The organism is Fodinibius sp. AD559 (assembly GCF_052712805.1).
Genome location: NZ_JBQPVW010000002.1, coordinates 224949 through 245758, shown reverse-complemented (window position 1 = coordinate 245758; position 20810 = coordinate 224949). Strand labels below are relative to the sequence as shown.

Below are 20810 nucleotides of genomic sequence, written 5' to 3'. Positions count from 1 at the left end.
GGTTATACACTTTGAGGTTTCATTGGAGGTACCATTTCTACCTGTTCATCACGTTCTATTACCACTGCCCCCGGGGCAGCACCCTTGGGCTTGCGGACATATTTTACCTTGGTATACATAACAGGAGCGGATTTCATGCCACGCGCCTTCGAAAAATAAGCCGCATAGCTGGCCGCTTTCAATAATACCTGCTGCGGCGGATAATCCTTGCGATTTCCCATCCGAATAACCACATGTGATCCCCCCACGCCCCGGGCATGCAGCCAGATATCCTCTTTATGGGCATGACTGGTAAGTTGATCGTTACTTTTGGCACTCTTGCCAATCCAGATCTCAAACTTTCCTTCCTTGAATTTTCTAAAGGGGGATGTCGCCTGCTTGTCATCACCACTACCAAAACCGAAATCTTCAAGCTTCTGTTTATTATCTTTTACCCAACTATTCAAATCTGGTAAGTGATCAATTTCTTCAATTTCATCTAACAACTGCTCAACCTGTTCAAGTTCCTTTTTAACTTTTGGCAGACGCTGCCTGGCATTTTGATACGATTTCTTAGCATCTTTCGACTTTTCGTAATAATACTCGGCATTGTCAGCTATTGACTTGTCCTCTTTCAGCGGGATCGTAATTTCCTCATTATTCTCATAAAAATCCTCGATCGTAATTTCGGTGGTCCCCTCTGTAAGCTGTTCATGGGCATGCGCCATCAACAAATGACCGTATTTCTCATACTCTTCAGCCCGCTTTAGACTTTTCTCGGCCTGCTGAAGCTGTATTATTAAACTTTCTTTTTGAGATTTACTTCGCTCTAAAAACTGAAGGATATCCTCTTTATTTTCATGCAGGCGACGCAGATGAACCGCATTTTTATAGGCAAAAGCAACGCAATCATTGACCTCGTGACACTCTTTTTCGCTGGGAATATCCAGCCACTCTTTCGACCAGAGACAGAAGTCGCCCGTCTTTAGCACTCTGGGATGCGGATCATCCAACAATGCCTGAGTAACCTCATCTGTAAACTCCCTTACCTGTTCAGGAGACATCTTATCAACATCATGCTCCTCAATCAAGTACGGCAACAAGTTGCGCGGTAGAAGCGGATTCACCTCTGTCATCTGGTTTTTGGCTGATCGGCGGGGACTTACTTCCTCCAGAAATGTGGGAGCTTCTGGTCTGGGAGGGGCCTCTCCTGTTACTTCATCTGGATTTTTAAAAGCATCTATAATTACATCATCCTCAACCAAAAACACGTTGGGATTTCCACTGAAAAGCTTAAAAAGCAGATGCTGTCCATTCTCAAAATAGATGGATACCAACCGATCTTTATCTGCCAATTTCATATCGATAATCTTTTCGCCTTCAAGAGACTCAAAGAAATCAATTACATTACTTTTCTTGGGCGGACGATAGAAATCCAAAAACAGGGCTGTCTCTCTCGGATTTGCACTAAATATCAGTCGCGAAGTTTCACCGTCTCGATCAATGTATATATGGAGTACATCTTTGTGGGGAGAAATCGCAAAGCTAAATAATGCATTCTCTATTTTTTCTTTTATCTCACGGTTTAAATATATTAGCGTGTAAAAGTTATTCATGCTTTATAGAGACGATTCTAACTGAAACGTAAAATTTTGAACTTAATAGATTGAAATAATGACATATCCGATATTCAACTCTGTAGTGAACCGGATAGAAAGTGACTTACATAAGAGAGACTTCACAATTAATACCTTTCGCACTTGGAATGAAGATAGAATAAATGCAACGGGACTGGAAATTGAATTTGATCTCAAACCTAAATCTGATTTTCTAAAAGCATTATCAATAAATTTCGACTGGGATCGATTTCGTGAAACAGTATTAGCCAAACAACTTCAAGGCATGGAAGAACATCCTTTTTTGCAGGAAGATAACATGGTGAGTACCTCCATTTCACCAGCTATCGATATTGAAATTACTTGGCTATTTGATGAAAAAGCTCCGAACCCTACGTTAGCAGCTAATAACGGGCACCATCGGTTAGAAGATGCCAGCCAGTGGATGGAGCAAATAAGTCAAGAGGTCAACGAACTGTTGGCCGATGATGATATCATCACCCGTTGGCATATCGAGGTTGAAGGATCTGAAAGCGAGAAGTATCTATCCGCAGTTAACTTAATATCCTATTTCCAATACACGCTGGAAGATATGAACAGCCTTAATGATGTTCATGATTTTGTAAGTCGTAGCTTGCAAGAGCTGTTGGTAAAAGCAAACCGTGTGTTGCGAATTGCCGACCAAACACTGGAATCGCAAGCTGCGTAAAAGGGGGCGATCAAAACTTAATTAAATAAAAAAAGCTTTCAGAACTCCTGAAAGCTTTTTTTATAAATTCTTATCTCAACACTATTTCCTTTTGTGTCGATTTTTGCGCAATCGCTTTTTACGCTTGTGCTTAGCAATTTTTGAACGCTTTCTTTTCTTTCCACTTGGCATAACAGTCACCTAATTTTTTATTCATTGATACCAACAGGTATCCGGGATAATAGAAATAACTTGGCAAGATACGCATATCGCACAAATAAAACCTGAAAATTTGGGTTGAAAATTAACGATGCTTATTCACCCTCATCCTCCATTATAGATTCGTTGACTGCCTCTTTAAAATCCTTAGACATTTTTAGGACCGGCACATACTGTTCCGGAACAATAACCTCTTCATTTGTCTTCGGATTGCGGGCTACCCGCTCAGCTCGCTTAACCACTTTAAACGTTCCAAAGCCCCTCAACTCTATATGTTCGCCTCTCTTCATTGCATCAATAACGGTTTCCATAAAACCGTTGACGACAGCCTCGGTTTCAACTTTTGTAAGCCCTGTTGAAGATGCAATTACATCAACAATGTCTGCTTTAGTCATAACTCCTCACCTTTATTGTAATCACAATTAACTACTACAACTCTTGTTAAATATAAGCACTTTGAAATATTAATCCGATCTGATTTATTTATATTATTTTAACGTTTTTTAATGGTTTGTCATAGCAGATTATCAATTAAACTTAAAAAATTCGAAAATCTTTTTATACCTTCCGCTTGATTGGTTCTCAAATATAACCCAAGAATATTTAATAACATATGGAGACATTTGATCAAATTATTAGCTGGCTTGTAGATCTCATCTGGAACACTCCCGAAGCCATGCCCGCCATGGTCGTCATATTATTGGCCTTCGGAATCTACATAACAGTACGTTTAGGCTTTATTCAAATTAGAAGATTCGGTCACGGACTTAAAGTAGTAACCGGCTTTTATGATGATCCTGAAGATGAAGGAGACATTAATCACTTCCAAGCTCTTACCACCGCCCTGTCAGCAACGGTAGGAATTGGTAATATTGCCGGCGTAGCCCTTGCTATTCACTACGGTGGACCGGGGGCATTATTCTGGATGTGGGTTACTGCCGTTTTTGGAATGGCGATAAAATTTACTGAGGTGACCCTTGCTCAAGAATATCGCGGCACCAACCCCGATGGCACAGTCTCCGGCGGCCCTATGTATTATATTGAGAAAGGACTTGGAAAAAACTGGAAATGGCTGGCAGTATCATTTGCAGTTACTGCTGCTATTTGTGCATTTCTTACCGGTAATGCCGTACAGGCCAATACCGTTGCTGATGTTATGAAAACGGACTTTCAAATTCCCGTTTGGATTACGGGACTTGTTACAGCGAGTTTAGTCGCAGCCGTAGTTCTTGGAGGTATTAAGCGAATCGGAAAAGTGACATCACGCCTGGTCCCGTTTATGGGCATTCTCTACGTATTAGGTGCACTGGTAATTCTGCTGATCCACTACGATGCTGTAATCCCTTCATTTATAGCTATTGTCAGTAACGCTTTTAACCCAACAGCCGGTGCACTGGGCGTCGGCTCCGGAGCCCTGATATTTACATTGAGCTATGGTGTACAGCGAGGATTATTCTCTAACGAGGCGGGACAGGGATCAGCCCCTATTGCTCACTCGGCCGCTAAGACCGACCAACCTGTTCGCGAAGGTGTTGTTGCACTACTCGAGCCTTTTATTGATACGCTTATCATCTGTACGATGACCGGCTTGGTAATTATTTCTACCGGTGCCTGGGATATGCAACACAAATCATCTATCGATCCCACTGCAGATACTGTCTCCTACACGTATACCGAAACTACTGATAACACAGAACAAGCCGGAGATGCACCCGTACTTTATTTCGAAGATGGATTGCCAACCAACGGAGAAATGACGCACTACGAAGCTCCTGTTGATACGATGTTTGCTGATGAAGCGTATACCACTCCATTTAGTGGTCGTATTGAATTATCGCCACGACAGAACAATGACGGCTATCGAGGAGTTGCTGTATATTCTTCTGATGATACTCAATTGAGCAATCTTCATGGAGGGGTTGTACAAAACGGAGCTCCATTAACAGCAGCTGCTTTTGAACGGGGATTAGCGCCCATTATGCCCGGGGGTGGATATTTAGTGACGTTTGCAGTGCTGTTGTTTGCAATCTCAACCTCCATCAGCTGGAGTTACTACGGCGACCGTGCGGCACAATACCTGTTCGGCTTTGAATCTATTTTCTGGTACCGCCTCGCTTTTGTTGGTATGCACTTCTTCGGTGCTGTTGTCACACTCACGACCATTTGGGCATTTGGTGATGTGATGCTGGGTCTTATGGCCTTCTTCAACATTATTGCACTATTTGCTCTGTCAGGAGTTGCCTACAAGATCACTCAAAAATACTTTGAAAACCCAGATGTATAACCACAACTATTATGTCTGATTTCAAAAACGTAACGCTTGTTAAACATCCCGTAGTGAACCGCGATTTGACAATCCTGCGGGATGTTAACACCAATATTTCTGAATTTCGGGCGGCCATTAAGCGTATAGCTATGATTCTGGCCTATCATGCGCTTAAAGAACTTCCCCAAACTACATTCGAGGTTGAAACACCCATCCAGAAAACAACCGGCTATGATATTGATCAAGGGGTGATGGTAGTACCAATACTACGTGCGGGACTTAGTCTTTCCGACGCCTTGCTTCAATTTATTCCAGACGCGCGGGTTGGTCACTTGGGCATGGAACGTAATGAAACAACGCACCAGCCGGAAGATTACTATTCGAATATTCCCGATGGCGTTGAAGATGATATGGTGCTTGTCGTAGACCCGATGCTGGCAACCGGGGGGAGCGCCCACGATGCCCTTTCATTTTTAGAGGATAAAGGCGCACAACATCTTCGTTTTGTATCGTTAATTTGTGCTCCAGAGGGTTTACAAAAACTTGAAGAAGAACATCCCAACGTACATGCCATTACGGCTGCTATCGATGAAAAACTTAATGACGATGCCTTTATCGTACCCGGATTAGGTGATGCAGGTGACCGATATTTTGGAACAACATAACAACCTTTTTTCCCTTTTCTTATGCTTGCTGATAATAGTGGGGATTTCTGCGTGTGGAGACCTTTCGCAAGAGGAATCGAAACAGGTTAACGAAGCCCTAAGAGATTCCCTTACCTCATCCACCGAAACCTGGGATATGGATATGGAGATTATGGAAGATGGACAAAAGAAGGTCCGACTGTGGGGATCTTATGCGGCCACTTATTCTAATGACGATAAAAACGAAACTCGGATTAAAGGTCCGGTTACTGTTCACGTGTTTGACTCTGTAGGAGCTGTAAAAACAAAAGTATTTTCAAACAGGGCCGTATATAAGCCTGAGGATACGATATTTGAACTTTTTGGAGACGTACAGGTAGAAACAAGAGATAATCGCCATCTCGACTCGGAATATTTGGAATGGAATCAATCCACAAATAACATCAGCACGCCTAAATTTGTTATTATTAAAACGCCTACCGACAGCATTGCTGGCACCGGTTTCGAGGGCGATACCGACTTGGTAGACTATACAATCAAGGAACCTAAAGGACGCGTAATCGTTGATTAAATGAGCCACAATACCATCCGGATATCACCAAAAATTATCATTCTGCTACTATCATTCTTAGCAGTTCAATTGATTGGATGGAATCTGGATGCTCAAGCACAAAATCAGGTAAACATCTTAGAAGCTGATAGTATTCAAGGTGGGCAGTACGAAGGCGAACGAGTACAAAAAATTCTGGGTGATGTACATCTGCAAAGTGAAAATATGGAGATGTACTGCGACAGTGCCTACCAGTTTGTCAATAAAAATGAGATCCGCGCTTTCGGCAACATTCAAATTAATACAGAGACCGAAAAAATTTGGGCCGACACGCTGAGATACTACACCAACATTGATTTTAGTCAACTGCGTGGACGAGTTATTATTGAAGCGGATAGCACCACCCTCTTTGGAAACAGCGTTGATTATCGCTTTACGACCAAAGTGGCCAATTTTCTTGACGAAATTCGGCTCGAAGATCAACGAGGTACCTTAGTCGCAGATTCAGGATTTTACTATCGTGAACCCGACAGTGCTAAATTCTATGGAAAAGTACAGCTATCCGATTCTCTTCAATACCTCGAAGGCGACTCTCTGTTTAGCAACCGAGAAACAAAGTATTACGAACTCTACGGCGATATTTTTGGGGACGATCGCGAAAACGACTCTATGATCAAGGGACAGTACCTGGAAGCCGATTCTACAGGACGAAGACTCCTTAAAGGCGATGCATGGCTCAAAAGTTTTCAGCAGGATACGGCTGACACCACACAAGCTGATACGACGCACATAAGGGCAAAAACCATTTTATCAAAGGAACAGCGTACGCCAACCGATACTACGACTATCGTATTTGGATACGACAGCGTACGCATCTGGTCTCCTTCTTTTTCATCCGTTTCGGACACCTCAAAATATACCGACAGCACCGAAACCTTTGAACTCTGGTCCAATGCAAAATCATGGCATAAGCAGGTGCAACTATCGGGGCCTTATATCAGAGCTAAAATTATAAATGGCGATATTGACAGTTTAATTTCTCACCCGAGGCCCTTTTCGGTACAGCAAGACACCTCCATCAATCGCTTAAATCAAATTACGGGTGATACTCTCCACGCTGATTTTAACGATGGATCATTAAGTGAAATTTATGTTTTTGGAAATTCCAAGCTGCTCCGCTTTACCAAAAATGATCAGGATGAACCCGACGGAGCCGTGGATTTATCGGCACCAAATATTCGAATCTTTTTTGAGGATGGAGAACTTGCAAGGATGAAAGCCATTGGTGCCGTCAATGGCTCATATCTGCCGGAAAGTGAGCAGACCAAAAACCGTCGCCTCGATGGCTTTAGCTGGAATCCTAAACAGCGGCCTCAACAGCCGGAGAAAAAAATGCAGCGGCGCTTTCCACCGATTCCCAAAGAGCTCTTTTTTAAATTACCGCGCCGATTTATCCAACACCTCAAAGAAAATCATCCCGGCAGCAAGTGGTTGAATTTATAAGTGGAGATTATCTCAGAGATGAACCCCACTTACTTGCAGTTAAGCCTCCTGCATCTGCATTGTTTCTTCCATTACGCGCTGTTGAATATCATGTGGCACCTGATCATAGTGTGAAAACTCCCGACTATATCGGGCACTGCCCTGAGTTATGGATTTAAGCCGGGTAGCGTAGTGATCGAGCTCCTCGAGTGGAACCTGGGCTTTTATTTTCTGGATAGATCCCTCCGAATCCATTCCCATAATCTGTCCACGCCGCGTGCTGATATCACTCATCACATCTCCCATATAGTCAGCCGGCACCGTAACCTCAATAGTATAAATAGGTTCCATTAACTTGGGTTTTGCATCCAGAAATCCCTCCCTGAAAGCCATGAGCGCCGCAGTGCGGAATGCCGCATCATTAGAATCCACCGAGTGCATATCGCCATCATACACCGAAATACGCAGATCCCGAACACGACAGTTGCTCAGCGGACCGGCTTCCATCTTCTCCATGATACCCTTCAGGATAGCCGGCATAAAACGATTATCTATCACACCACCCACAATACAATTTCGAAAGATAAGTTTGCCGCCCCACTCCAGATCTATTTCCTGCGTATCGCGTACCTTCAGATCATCGTGTTCGGGCATGTTATCCTTCAACGGTTCCATCAGCATCGACACAGCAGCATATTGTCCCGCTCCGCCCGACTGCTTTTTATGTTTATACTCCGTCCGAACAGCTTTGGTAATCGTCTCACGATACGGAATTTTGGGCTGAACGTATTCCAATTCGATATTAAAGCGCGTTTTTAGCGCATATTTGATCACTGCCAGATGCTCTTCTCCCTGCCCGTGAACAATTACCTGTTTTAACTCCTGGCTGTGCTCAACCTGCATCGAGGGATCTTCGCGCTGCAGCTGATGCAAAGCGTTGCCCAGCTTATCTTCCTCTCCCTCATGCTTTAGCTTGATAGCCGTACGTATTATAGGATCAGGAAAATAAATAGGTTCAATCTCTACTTCCCCGCCTTTGGGATGCAACGTATCATTAACCCCGGTATTCTTCAATTTTACAGCTGCTGCTAAATCTCCAGTCAGTACCTTATTAGCCTCCCCGCGCTTATTACCATTCACCCAGTAGAGTCCGGACAGACGCACACCGCTTCCCGTTGAGTGATTGACAAGATCCTGCCCCGGTTTTACAGTCCCGCCGTAGGATTTAAAATAGAGCATATCTCCTACGTGCGATTCCGAACTGTTCTTCCATACAAACATCAGCGGATCACCATCCGTATCCGGCTCAACTTCTTCGCCATCCATAGATTTCGGAGGATTGGCTTCAAGCGGATTGGGAGCCACATTTCCCAAAAATCCCATGACGCGGCCGGTACCCATATTTCGTTTGGCACAGCAGCAGAACAGTGGAAATATATCCCGATTCAACAACGATTGATGAAGCCCTTTTCGCATCTGGCTTTCCGTAAGTTCTCCCTGCTCCAGGTACAAATCCAAGAGCGTTTCATCATTTTCTGCCACTGCCTCTACCAATTCATTATGAAGCAGCTCAGCCTGTGATTTATGCGAATCCGGAATTGGCAATTTGTCGGGCTTGCCCCCATCCTCCGGAAATTCGTACATCGTCATTTTCAAAACATCAATAATCGCATGGAAATCTTCGCCTTCGCTGAAGGGATACTGCACAACAACCACACCGCGGCCGAATCGTTCCTTAGCCATATCCACTGCCTTCTGGAAATCAGAGTATTCGTTATCCGGTTTATTCACAATAATAAGCGATGGAATATTATACTTCTCCGTAAATTTCCAATGTAGTTCGGTACCCACTTCCACACCGTATTCGGCATTTAACGCAAATATTGCCGTGTCGGCTACTCGTAACGGCCCAACAACTTCTCCTATATAATCGGCCGTACCCGGCGTATCTATTAGATTTATTTTACTGCCTCTCCAATCCAGATTTAACAGACTCGAAAACACGGATTTACCCTTTTCGTGCTCAACCTCATGATAATCCGATGAAGTATTTTTCTGTTCAATGGAACCGCGCCTTTCTTTATTCCCAGATTCAAATAACATCGTTTCTGCCAGCGTAGTTTTACCCGATCCGGCATGTCCCAACAGTACAACGTTTCTGATTTTTAATGGTTTGTAAACATTCATAGGCTACCTCCGTTTTAGGGATGAAGGAAAAAGCACCAAAGCGCTCTGTAACTATACCATAAAAGCGATAAATTTTAGAAAAGCTGACATGTAATACAGTTATTTCAACCATTGATCACTCCGGTGCGTTGGATTGTCTTTAGACAAGTAAGGCAAAAAAAGATTTGAACTCAATACTTTGCGCTAAATTTGGTAACATTAGCTGCGGATTTAATTTAAACCAGATATCATTGATGAAAAGTATTTTACTTATCCAAACGGGCGGTACTATTGCCATGGATGCCAGCGACGGCCAAAAGCCAACGCTGAATCCCCAAAAGTGGACCGAGCTGATGTACCAGGCCATTCCCGAACTTTCAAAAATTGCTGACATAAAAATGGAGCGGCTCTTTTTTGAGGACAGTTCCGACATAAACAAGAGGCACTGGGCAGCAATAGCTGATTTCATCCGCAACAATTATGAGGATTACGACGGTTTTGTGGTTCTGCACGGCACCGATACCATGGCTTATACAGCATCGGCGCTGTCATTTGCTTTACAGGGGTTGGATAAACCGATCATCCTAACCGGAAGTCAGGTACCCATGAGTAATATCCGCAGCGACGCCCGACGCAACCTGGTCAATGCTATTGAGATAGCCACAATGCCTTTGCCCGAAGTAGCGATCTGTTTCAATGATTTTGTCTACCGGGGCAATCGAGCAACCAAAATGAGTATCGGAGATTTTGATGCCTTTGCCTCCCCCAATTACCCGCCCCTGGCAGAAATCGGACTCAATATTGAAATTCGTGATCACGTGCACGCTCCTTCAAAACCGCTGGAAGTAGCCACAAATTTTTCGGATCAGGTTTTTCTCCTGAAGATCTATCCCAATTTGAATCCCGATTTTCTTAGCCAAATTAATTTCGGTGATAATCGAGCACTCATCGTCGAGGCATTTGGAAGCGGAAACTTTCCCATTCACGGAGAACAAGGCCTACTCCCTTTCTTCAAAAAATGTCTTCAAAATGACATTCTGTTAATTATCACTTCACAGGCGGCCTATGATGCAGTGGAGCTTAACAATTATGAAAGCGGACGCGAAGCACTGAAACTGGGAGCCCTCAGCGCCAAAGATATGACAACCGAAGCAACCCTTACAAAAATAATGTATCTTCTTGCCAAGCATGACGATAATAAAACAGTAGCCGAGCAGTTTAACAGGAATTTAGTTGGAGAAATAACGGAGTAATTATGTTTTTTGTTTTTGATGTTGAAACCATCCCCGATTTTGAATTTGTCCGACAAGTTATCGAAAACCCCGAAACCAATGATGATGAATTACTGATACAGGCCAGCGAAGATTTGGCGCGCAACTCATCGGGGTTTCTACCGCCGATGTACCACAAAATGATTTCGTGGGTAGGCCTATGGATTGAGAATAACGGTATGCCCAAACAAAAAGTGAGCTGGCACGGCACTGATGAAAAAGAGGGACTGGAAAAAATTTTTGACGCCCTCAGCACCTATAAGGATTTTGGATTGGTGCATCACAACGGGCGCGGTTTTGATCTTCCACTACTTACCTATCGTGCCCTTAAACACGGACTACAGATGCCCAAGCGTCTCAATCATTACGATATCAAATATCGCTACAGCAACGACAATGTTGACCTCCTTGATGAGTTTAGCAATTACGGGGCCAGCTCTTGGCCGAAGCTCAAGCACTTAGGCTATCTTATCAATATCCCCTTTAAGCAGACCGGTGAAGGCAATGAAGTTTTAAAAATGTTCCGCGAGGATAAGCTGGCTGAAATCGAGCACTATTGCTACGAAGATGTGATGGCAACCTACGTCGTTTGGCTACACCTGAAATATACTGTCGGGGATATAGACAAGGAGTTATTCGATAATCTCAACGACCGTGCGATGAATAAGCTCAAAGAAATTCAGGAGGGGGAATAAGCTCTTCCCATTTTTCCATCCGATATCAAATTTACAGCCTTCGAGTGGAATTTTTTCTTAGGAAGTAGATAGACTACGAGAATAAAAAATCTGCAGCAAAAGCTGCGGATCGAGATCTTTGAAGATACTTTGTTAAGGATTTATATCGTTTCGCAGCAGAGTCACGAAATGAGAAAAGTATTGAGTTAAAAAGTTTGTCTTATTACTCATCACTCACTACTCATGACTATATCTTCGTCCCGTCTTCAATGACCTCCCCTTTTGGGATAATCACGATACCATCTACAACGTGATAGTTTTCGTATTCTCCGTCTTCGAGATGATCTCCACCGGCAATTCGTACGTCATCTCCAATTTTAACATTCTTATCGATAATGGCGTTGCTGATAAAACAGCGCTGGCCAATACCCATGGGAGGATTATCATCCGTGCTTTGCTCGATCTCTTTCTGCGACTGGAAGAAATCGTTACCCATAATAATAGAATGTTCGATTGTGGTTCCCTTACCTATTCGTGATCGGATACCAATGACCGATCGCTCAATACGACTGGCTTCAACTATGCAACCTTCGGCCAATACCGAATGGTCAAAAGTAGTTCCCGACAGTTTAGATGCGGGAAGCATGCGGGCATGGGTATAAATAAAATCTTCGTTATCATACAGATTAAATTCCGGAAGATCATCGGTAAGTGCCAAGTTTGCTTCAAAGAATGACTTTATCGTTCCGATATCGGTCCAATAGCCGTCAAACTCATAACTTTGTACCTGATAATCCTCTTTAATCGCCTCAGGAATAATCTCTTTACCAAAATCGGTAGCGTCTTCGTACTCAGCGAATAAGTCGTTGAGAATATCTTTTTTAAAGATGTAAATCCCCATTGAAGCTAAATATACTCGACCATCCTTTTTAAATTTCTCCGGGGTATTTGACTTCCATTGGTCAAGATCATCAAAGTCCGGTTTTTCAACAAAGCTTTCGATAAAGCCTTCTTTATTTGTTTTCATGATACCAAATCCTGTCGCATCTTCAGCAACTACGGGAATGGTACCAATGGTAATATCGGCATCATTATCTTCGTGCTTTTTCATCATCTTACGATAGTCCATCTGATAGAGCTGATCTCCGGATAAAATAAGCACATGCTCGTGGCTGTGGTTTTCCATGTGATGAATGGACTGACGAACTGCATCAGCAGTGCCTTGATACCAATTTTTACTCTCAGGAGTCTGCTCAGCTGCTAAAATATCTACAAAACCTCTGCTGAACACATCAAAATTATAGGAGTTTTTGATATGCCGATTTAGTGAGGCAGAATTAAATTGTGTAAGCACATATATGCGACGAACACCAGAGTTAATACAGTTCGAAATAGGAATATCCACCAGCCGGTACTTACCAGCCACCGGTACTGCAGGCTTTGATCGCATCTTGGTTAATGGAAATAATCGAGTCCCCTGTCCACCACCTAAAATAACCGCAATTACTTTTCTACGCATAAATATTGTTTATCTGTAAATTGACTATTGTTCAATCAGCTCGGTATACATTTTAATATATTCTTTGGCCGAGGCATTCCAAGAAAAATCAAGATTCATAATTCTTTTTCGAATGCCCGCCATTTTTCGTCCATCTTTAAACAGCTCGATTGCTCGTTGTACTGCATCCTGCGCTGCATGAAAGGTAAAATCGTTGAAGGTAATTCCATAACCGTCATCTCTGCTAATATCAACTACAGTATCTTTCAAGCCACCAACATTACGTACAATAGGTACGGTTCCATAGCGCATGCAGTACATTTGATTGAGTCCGCATGGTTCTACGCGCGACGGCATAATCATAAAGTCGCTACCGGCATAAATCTGATGCGCCAATGATTCGTTATAATCTAAAGTAGCATCAAAATAACCGATAAAACGGTTACTCATCGATTCAAACTGATGATGTAGCTCGCGATCACCAGTGCCCAACACAATAAAATTAACGGACTGCTCGGATTCCAAAAATGAACGGAAAAGATCGGGCAACAGATCAGCCCCCTTTTCGTGAACCAGCCGGCCAATAAATGATATCGTTGGATGCTGCGGATCCAGACCGAATTCTTCGCAAAGTACCTTCTTATTTTTTCGCTTACCGGCTGCCATTTTGCGCTTGTTAAATGAATGCGCAATCATTGGGTCCTTATTGGGATCCCAGACATTGGTATCAATCCCGTTGATTATACCACGCGACTTCTGTTCCTCGTTTTGAAACAGCCATTCCAGGCCATTACTGTTATACGATAGCTCCTTCATATACGATTCGGAAACCGTAGTAATCTGCCAGCAGGTTTTAAGTCCGGCAGCCAAACAGTTCAATTCGCCATCCCAATCAAGCAAGCCAAAGTTCTGGTCATCAAAGTTGGGTAACAAATGAGCTTTCCCTCGATCATACGCACCGTGATATTCTGCATTATGCACCGTAAGTACTGTAGGAATATGATTCAGATCATTATAACGATAACACTCGGTGAGCATAAAAGGCACCAGCCCGGTATGGTGGTCGTGGCAATGCAGCAAATCGGGCTTTTCCTTCATCCCGTTAAACCAGTCTAACACAGCAATTTGAAAACTGGCAAAACGCTCAAAATCATCCCAGTAACTATTGCCCGTATCAGCATCGGTATAAATACCGCGGCGATCGAATCGACCGGGAATGTCTACCACATACAATGGAAACCCCAACGTACCTTCGGTTTCTCGTTCGATCGAAAACTCAAACTGCCAATCTCCCAGTGGTGCACTGCCGTGCAACACCGTTTCAAAAGTATGTTCTTCCATCCACTCATTGGCATACTTGGGCATCACTACCGACGCCTCGGCTATTTCTTTGTTGAGATACTTTGGCAGCGCCCCAACCACATCGGCTAATCCACCCACTTTCGCAACGGGATAACATTCGGCACTTAAATGGAATATTTTCATTTTTGAAATAGAGTTATAAACAGGCAGTAATACTCTTTGTTGAGTAACATTTTACTGCATTTAAATTACGTTGAAATAATCAAAACTTTATGCTTCAATCAAAATCTTTCTTTATCGATAACTTTATCCTACTTTCAGTCAAAAATAATCATCAATCGTATATATGGCTGTAATTGAAGTAAATAATATTTCAAAATCTTTTGGCGATACCCAAGCCGTTAATAATGTGAGTTTTGAAATTCCCCGAGGACGCATTTTTGGGTTGCTCGGTCCGAATGGCGCCGGTAAAACAACAGCTATCCGTATTATTAACCACATCCTTATTGCCGACAGTGGTACCGTAACTATTAACGGTTACCCCGTAAGTTCAAAGACGCAGAGCATGATTGGCTACATGCCCGAAGAGCGCGGACTGTACAAAAAAATGAAAGTGGGCGAACAACTCATTTATCTGGCACAACTCAAGGGATTATCACACGAGGAAGCCAAAAAGAAAATTCGCTACTGGCTCGATCGCTTTGAAGCAACCGACTGGTTCGATAAAAAGGTTGGTGAGCTCTCCAAGGGAATGTCCCAAAAAATTCAGTTTATCGCTACAATCGCACATAATCCCGACATCTATATCTTTGATGAACCGTTCAGTGGTCTTGATCCCATCAACAGTGAAATGCTTAAAGATATTGTCATCGATCTGCGCGACAACGGTAATACCATTCTATTTTCAACGCACCGAATGGAACAAGTCGAACAGATGTGTGACGATATCTGCCTATTTAATAATGGTAAGGCCGTGTTGAACGGCAATCTGCGCGAGATAAAACAACGTTATGGTAAAAACACCATCAATATAGAATTTGAAGGTAACGATGCTTTTCTGGATGAACTGCAACAAGTACGGATTAACAATCGATCGGCTAATTATGCCGAAATCCGGATACTCGACGGGCAATCCATGCAGGAGATTCTCAAAAAAGCGATTGATCACGCTGAAATTTATAAGTTTGAACGGGTCGAACCCTCGCTTACCGAAATCTTTATCTCCACCGTTGGCGAAGATAATATTAATCCAAAAGAATTGAGCTAATTCATGAGTTTGCGTCAAATTTTACTCGTACTTAAGCGGGAATATATGACCCGCATCCGTTCTAAAGCTTTTATCCTTGCTACCGTTTTAATTCCACTTGGGATGGTTGCCTTTTTTGGAATTGTAGTGGGTATTTCCGTGTGGGATTCCGATACCGAACAGACCATCGGCATAGCCGACAAAACCGAAGTTCTTTATCCCCGCCTGCAGGAAATAGCTCCCAAACGATATAAAAACTTATCTCATCTTGCCGAAGATTCTTTGCAAGCATTAATCCAACACGAAGAAATTGATGGATTTATCATTCTTGATGAGACTCATATTGAGGGACAAAAAGATCCGGAATTTGTATCCAGTGGCAGTGGCGGACTCAAACTGCAAAATACCCTGCGTACTGATTTACGCGAAGTTATCCGTAATGAGCGGCTCGCACGGGCCAATGTATCAGAAGATGTTCAAAAAATTTATGAGAGTGATATTACCCTAACAACAACAAAACTTACCGAAACAGGCGAAGAAACAGAAGATGATACAGGCTTTTTAACCATTGTTGGTCTTATCATGGGAGCCATCATTTTTGGGGCAATTTCGGGATATGGCGGCCTGATTACCCGAAGTGTAATCGAAGAAAAAACCAATCGCATTATTGAAGTTATTGCATCCTCAGTAAAACCCATCGAGCTTCTTTTCGGAAAGTTGGCGGGTATAGGAGCCTTGGCTCTCACCCAAATGACTTTTTGGGTGGCTTCTCTGCTGGGACTTGCCGCGGCAGCAGGACCTTTAGCCGGAATATTTCTCAGCGAGCAAATGTCAAACATGCCCGAGACAGCCCAAACAGCTCAAACCTCACAAGGCATCAATCCCGAGATGTTTTCGATTCCTACCATTGAAACTTCGCTGATCATCTACTTTGCTATCTTTTTTATCCTTGGATACCTGATTTACGCTTCCATTTTTGCGGCTATTGGCTCCGCCGTGGACTCTGAAGCCGACACCCAACAGTATATGTTTCCTGTCATGGTTCCTATTTTTGTGGCCTATATGATCATGTTCCAAACCATGAACAATCCCGATGGCACGCTTTCAGTTATTGGCTCATTAATACCTTTCTGCACGCCTATAGTGATGATTACCCGTATCGCTATTACGGATGTCCCCTTCTGGCAAATTGGACTCTCAATTTTATTGATGATTGGCACCTTTATTGGAACAATGTGGCTGAGTGCTAAAATCTACAGCGTAGGTATACTCAGCTATGGCAAAAGTACCAATTGGAAAGAGCTCATGAAATGGGTTCGTCAGTGATAAATTTAGTGATGAGTAGGGAGTGATCAGTATCGAGTAAAACCATTTACATTCTCGTTCCGTAGCCTGCCTGCACGTAGCCATTTATTACAATTTTTACTTTCTGCTGAAAAGTTTCGGCGAAGGCGGGCTCCACTGCGAAACGTTCTCTGTGGCCCAATTCAGTCACTATCTATGTGATTATACATAACATTGGTACGAGAAGTTAAAAGGATTTTATCATAATCACACCTTAAAGAATATCCTTTATTTTTTGATGAATACGAGCATCATATTCATCTTGCCTGTAATCCATTAGAAACTGCCGGATTTCATCATTTATATTCTGTTCCATTCCCCGTATTACCAAGAATCGGATGCGCGGATCTGCCTCTTGGAGTAACTCTTGCCCCCGACTTAACCAATCAGAAGCCGCATGATCATGCTGAATTAAAATCTGCAACGCTGCACTCCGGATATCATACGAATATTGACTTTCTGTAAACAAATTGGCCTGTTCTACAGCATCTTCAGTTTTCCCTACATTGGCCAGCTGCTTGATAGCAAAGATTGATCGATGTCCCACCGTATCTGCCTTAACAACCGACTCCACAAATCCGCTGAACGACTCCTCAGCCATCACAACCGTCAATATTTCCGTAGCTTTTTTGAACATTTGCAGCTTATCAGCTCGTTGACCGACTGCTTGTACCGTATTAATGACCGTACTATTCTGAGGATAATTTTGCAGTGCCATTAATCCCGCCTCACGAATAACTTCATGGTCACTCTTCAACGCATCTAAAAATACTTGTTCAGTACCGGATGCACCATCCGTGATATCCGCCATGGAAAGCAGCAGTCCCGCCTCTACCTCGGGTTCCAGATCCCGTTTCATAAAGTCCTGAATGGCCAATTGCAGATCGGGATTATCACTGTGATATCCCAGCTTACGTGCCGCTTCCGCACGTTCCTCGACCGTTTCTCCGTTGCGAAGCTCATTAATCAAAAATGAGGACGGCTTAAACTCATCGAGCGTCAATGTAGGATAATCTTCAGAAGACAATTGTAGGGTATTAATCGTCGGCTGTACCTGCAGCACAATGGAATCCTCCTTACCGGTAAATGTCACTTCCGAAGCATCCACTTTTCCCGGATATACCTCACGCGCTTCTATCGTCGTAAGTTCTCCGAAATAACCCTTTGTGGCCTCAAATCGCAGTTTAAGCTCTCCCTCCGCCTCATTGAAATCATAATAAACTTCATAAGCTACAGAATCTGTTTGGGATGAAGATTCCGCGGTATCAAAAGAAAATTGAGGTCGTTCAAATAGCGGTTGACCAATATGGTCGTACCAAAAATCCGCATACTCATCCCAGCTGATCACCCCTCCAAGATCCAGCATTTTACTTATCGAATCCCGCATAAATGCTTTTACGGATTCATCTTGCCACTCTCTAATACCATTTTGCCAGCTATTCCAGCGCTCCGGTCCAAACTGCGAATACAACGAATGGGCAAACCCTTGCGGCTGATCTTTACTGCTTAACGTCCTACTATCTGACATCAACTCCTGGAACAACAACGTTTGGCTCAATGTAATGGCATCAGCCTCCTTCCACTCTCGCTCACGCTGATGCACCCCAAACCACTGTCCGATTATGCCGCGCATCAATTGGGTATTTAAATCTCCACGATTTTTATACAAAAATATGGTCGATGCGCCCCACGATTTTGTCTCTCCATTGTGATCTTCCAGCACCACAACATGCAACTGTTCAAAAGGATATTGGCGCTGCAACTTTCCCTCTACCGACCCCAGATAATCTTGTGCATCCTGTAGTACTTTTTGCGGATCGATTTCACTGCCCAGTGATTTCTCAACTGCCAGATTGATTTTCTTTTCACCGTAACTGGTGGATTGGTTCTCAAAGCCTCCGATTGCAAAAGCCAAACTGGAGGTCGGCACCTCTTTTTGTGACGCAAACTCATAACGCATGGCATCCACTGAAAGCACCTCTTCTTCTACTTTTTCTCCCGTCGCCCAAACCTGTACACCTGATGGAACAGAAATATTCAATGTCGTTTTCAACGTCACCTGTGGATGATCCACAATCGGAACCCAGTGGCGGTGTCCCCGTGGAAGCAGAGAGGTCCACATCGTTTCATTGTGATTTTGTAATACACCAAACTGCGGACGACCTGAATACCGGATATTGACATCATACTGCGATCCCGCTTCTGTAGAATCATCTACGGGAATAAACAGAGAATCATTTTGGAGCGAAAAGTCCGCTGCTTCCCCATTCACCGAAACGTTACTGATATCCAGATGAGAAGCATAAAGTGTGAGCGTATCGGCTCCACTTATATTTGCCTCAACCTGATATTTCGCCTCTCCATCAATACGCAAGTTTTGTGGCTGGACTCCCAAACTGAGTTCTAAGCTGACAAAGTTGAAATCCAATTTTGGATAAGGTTCATGATCAAATGACTGTGCCTTCAAATCAGCAGACACCAGGATCATCAAAATCATAAAACCAGCTAAAAAGAGAACACGAGGAAAGGAATCAATACGATTTCTACGCATGAGCAATATCACATTAAGTATTTAAAATTCACTTCTAATTTTTAGTCACACAATATTGTAACGCAGGAATATAAGGAGTCTTATACTTTCCGATAAATCTAAGTGAAGCTTTTTTAATTTGTTCCGTAAGCCGTAAATGATAAGCCATTCATTTCTGTTAAACAGGTGTGCAAAAAGTTTAACACTAAAATATTTTTTTCTCATGGGTAAGATGAAAGCAATGCAAGTATCAGAACCGGAGTCGGATTTTGAACTCGTAGAGAAAGACATTCCTACTCCCTCTGCAGATGAAGTATTAATCAAAGTACAAGCCTGCGGTATCTGTCACAGCGATGCCTTTGTGAAAGACGGAACCATGCCGGGTATTGAATATCCGCGCGTGCCGGGACACGAAGTAATTGGAACAATAGAATCAGTCGGCGGCAACGTCTCGGAATGGAACGAGGGTCAGCGCGTTGGGGTAGGCTGGCATGGCGGACATTGCCACCAATGCGAAGCCTGCCGCAAGGGTGATTTCATTAACTGTGAGAATGCCCAGGTAACGGGACTCAGCTTTGACGGCGGCTATGCCGAGTATATGACAGCTCCGCAAAATGCACTTGCCGATGTCCCCGAATCACTCAATTCTGCGGAAGCGGCGCCCCTGCTTTGTGCCGGCATCACCACTTTTAATGCTCTGCGCAACAGCGATCTAAACCCAGGTGATTTGGTGGCTGTTCAAGGCATTGGCGGACTCGGTCACTTAGCTGTGCAGTACGCACATAAATTCGGATGTGAAGTTGTAGCCCTGTCCCGTGGCACCGATAAACGTGACTTGGCTTATGGGTTGGGCGCCGATCACTTTGTTGACACCGAAGCCACCGATGCCGCCGAAGAACTTCAAAAACTGGGCGGAGCAAAAGTTATTTTGGCCACCGCTCCCAACAGTGATGCCATTACATCGGTCATTGACGGGCTTGGTACCGACGGCACGCTGATGATTGTAGCTGCCACCGGTGAGCCGGTCGAAGTAAGTCCGTTTCAACTAATTATGGGACGAAAATCTGTTCGCGGATGGCCCAGCGGCACAGCTAAAGATTCCGAAGACACGCTTGACTTTAGTGCGCTAACAGATATCACGCCTACCATCGAAACCTATCCCCTTGAGGAAGCTAACGAAGCTTACGATCGGATGATCAATAATGAGGCACGGTTTCGCGTGGTTTTGGAAATGTGATATCGATCTTCAAATCCACAGTGTTTTAGTACAAACTCGTTCCGTAGCTCTGCTGCGGAACGAGTTTTATTTTGCTTAGGAGTACAACTCCTTCGCAA

General features: G+C 43.5%; 16 protein-coding genes. 10 read left to right on the top strand and 6 right to left on the bottom strand.

Annotated features, from left to right (window positions below):
• Nucleotides 1-2: 2 nt before the first annotated feature.
• Nucleotides 3-1595, bottom strand: coding sequence for an NFACT RNA binding domain-containing protein (locus ACQ4LT_RS04160; RefSeq protein ID WP_445664758.1), 1593 nt, complete (start codon nucleotides 1593-1595; stop codon nucleotides 3-5).
• Between the two features lie 58 nt (nucleotides 1596-1653).
• Between ACQ4LT_RS04160 and ACQ4LT_RS04155 the strand changes: the two genes are divergently transcribed.
• The gene (locus tag ACQ4LT_RS04155) at nucleotides 1654-2304 is read left to right on the top strand and encodes a hypothetical protein (protein WP_445664757.1); all 651 of its coding nucleotides are present in this window, start codon (nucleotides 1654-1656) and stop codon (nucleotides 2302-2304) included.
• Between the two features lie 293 nt (nucleotides 2305-2597).
• Here the strand turns inward: ACQ4LT_RS04155 and ACQ4LT_RS04150 are convergent, their stop codons facing one another.
• Entirely contained in the window at nucleotides 2598-2897 is a 300-nt protein-coding gene (locus ACQ4LT_RS04150; RefSeq protein ID WP_445664756.1) for an HU family DNA-binding protein, read from the bottom strand.
• Nucleotides 2898-3115: 218 nt separating this feature from the next.
• Between ACQ4LT_RS04150 and ACQ4LT_RS04145 the strand changes: the two genes are divergently transcribed.
• From ACQ4LT_RS04145 to ACQ4LT_RS04130, 4 genes are read left to right on the top strand one after another with little or no spacing between them, the layout of a single operon-like run.
• Nucleotides 3116-4786 (top strand): alanine/glycine:cation symporter family protein, encoded by a 1671-nt coding sequence (locus ACQ4LT_RS04145; RefSeq protein WP_445664755.1) that lies wholly within the window; start codon nucleotides 3116-3118, stop codon nucleotides 4784-4786.
• An 11-nt stretch (nucleotides 4787-4797) separates the two neighbouring features.
• Nucleotides 4798-5433: a uracil phosphoribosyltransferase gene (gene upp, locus ACQ4LT_RS04140; protein ID WP_445664754.1), complete on the top strand. Its 636-nt coding sequence runs from the start codon at nucleotides 4798-4800 to the stop codon at nucleotides 5431-5433.
• Nucleotides 5402-5983 carry an LPS export ABC transporter periplasmic protein LptC gene (gene lptC, locus ACQ4LT_RS04135; RefSeq protein WP_445665063.1) on the top strand — a complete coding sequence of 194 codons (582 nt, stop codon included), beginning with the start codon at nucleotides 5402-5404 and terminating at the stop codon, nucleotides 5981-5983. The genes upp and lptC overlap by 32 nt, the downstream gene beginning before the upstream one ends.
• Complete coding sequence (locus ACQ4LT_RS04130; RefSeq protein WP_445664753.1) at nucleotides 5984-7465, top strand: OstA-like protein; 1482 nt, start codon at nucleotides 5984-5986, stop codon at nucleotides 7463-7465. It begins immediately after the preceding gene.
• A 39-nt stretch (nucleotides 7466-7504) separates the two neighbouring features.
• Here ACQ4LT_RS04130 and ACQ4LT_RS04125 read toward each other — a convergent pair whose 3' ends face one another.
• Entirely contained in the window at nucleotides 7505-9631 is a 2127-nt protein-coding gene (locus tag ACQ4LT_RS04125; RefSeq protein WP_445664752.1) for an elongation factor G, read from the bottom strand.
• A gap of 233 nt (nucleotides 9632-9864) precedes the next feature.
• Between ACQ4LT_RS04125 and ACQ4LT_RS04120 the strand changes: the two genes are divergently transcribed.
• Nucleotides 9865-10863: an asparaginase gene (locus ACQ4LT_RS04120; RefSeq protein ID WP_445664751.1), complete on the top strand. Its 999-nt coding sequence runs from the start codon at nucleotides 9865-9867 to the stop codon at nucleotides 10861-10863.
• Between the two features lie 2 nt (nucleotides 10864-10865).
• Nucleotides 10866-11576, top strand: a complete 711-nt coding sequence (locus tag ACQ4LT_RS04115) for a ribonuclease H-like domain-containing protein (RefSeq protein WP_445664750.1) — start codon at nucleotides 10866-10868, stop codon at nucleotides 11574-11576.
• 226 nt (nucleotides 11577-11802) lie between these two features.
• On the opposite strand, the gene ACQ4LT_RS04110 is transcribed toward ACQ4LT_RS04115, so the two are convergent.
• Nucleotides 11803-13074 (bottom strand): glucose-1-phosphate adenylyltransferase, encoded by a 1272-nt coding sequence (locus ACQ4LT_RS04110; RefSeq protein WP_445664749.1) that lies wholly within the window; start codon nucleotides 13072-13074, stop codon nucleotides 11803-11805.
• 24 nt (nucleotides 13075-13098) lie between these two features.
• The gene (locus ACQ4LT_RS04105) at nucleotides 13099-14538 is read right to left on the bottom strand and encodes a glycogen synthase (RefSeq protein ID WP_445664748.1); all 1440 of its coding nucleotides are present in this window, start codon (nucleotides 14536-14538) and stop codon (nucleotides 13099-13101) included.
• Between the two features lie 163 nt (nucleotides 14539-14701).
• On the opposite strand from ACQ4LT_RS04105, the gene ACQ4LT_RS04100 reads away from it, so the two are divergent.
• Complete coding sequence (locus tag ACQ4LT_RS04100) at nucleotides 14702-15622, top strand: ABC transporter ATP-binding protein (protein WP_445664747.1); 921 nt, start codon at nucleotides 14702-14704, stop codon at nucleotides 15620-15622.
• Between the two features lie 3 nt (nucleotides 15623-15625).
• On the top strand, nucleotides 15626-16927 hold the full coding sequence (locus ACQ4LT_RS04095; RefSeq protein ID WP_445664746.1) for an ABC transporter permease: 1302 nt from the start codon (nucleotides 15626-15628) through the stop codon (nucleotides 16925-16927).
• A 232-nt stretch (nucleotides 16928-17159) separates the two neighbouring features.
• Here the strand turns inward: ACQ4LT_RS04095 and ACQ4LT_RS04090 are convergent, their stop codons facing one another.
• Nucleotides 17160-19496 (bottom strand): hypothetical protein, encoded by a 2337-nt coding sequence (locus ACQ4LT_RS04090; RefSeq protein WP_445664745.1) that lies wholly within the window; start codon nucleotides 19494-19496, stop codon nucleotides 17160-17162.
• A gap of 211 nt (nucleotides 19497-19707) precedes the next feature.
• Here ACQ4LT_RS04090 and ACQ4LT_RS04085 point away from each other — a divergent pair, with 211 nt between their 5' ends.
• Nucleotides 19708-20712: an alcohol dehydrogenase gene (locus ACQ4LT_RS04085; RefSeq protein WP_445665062.1), complete on the top strand. Its 1005-nt coding sequence runs from the start codon at nucleotides 19708-19710 to the stop codon at nucleotides 20710-20712.
• Nucleotides 20713-20810 lie beyond the last annotated feature (98 nt).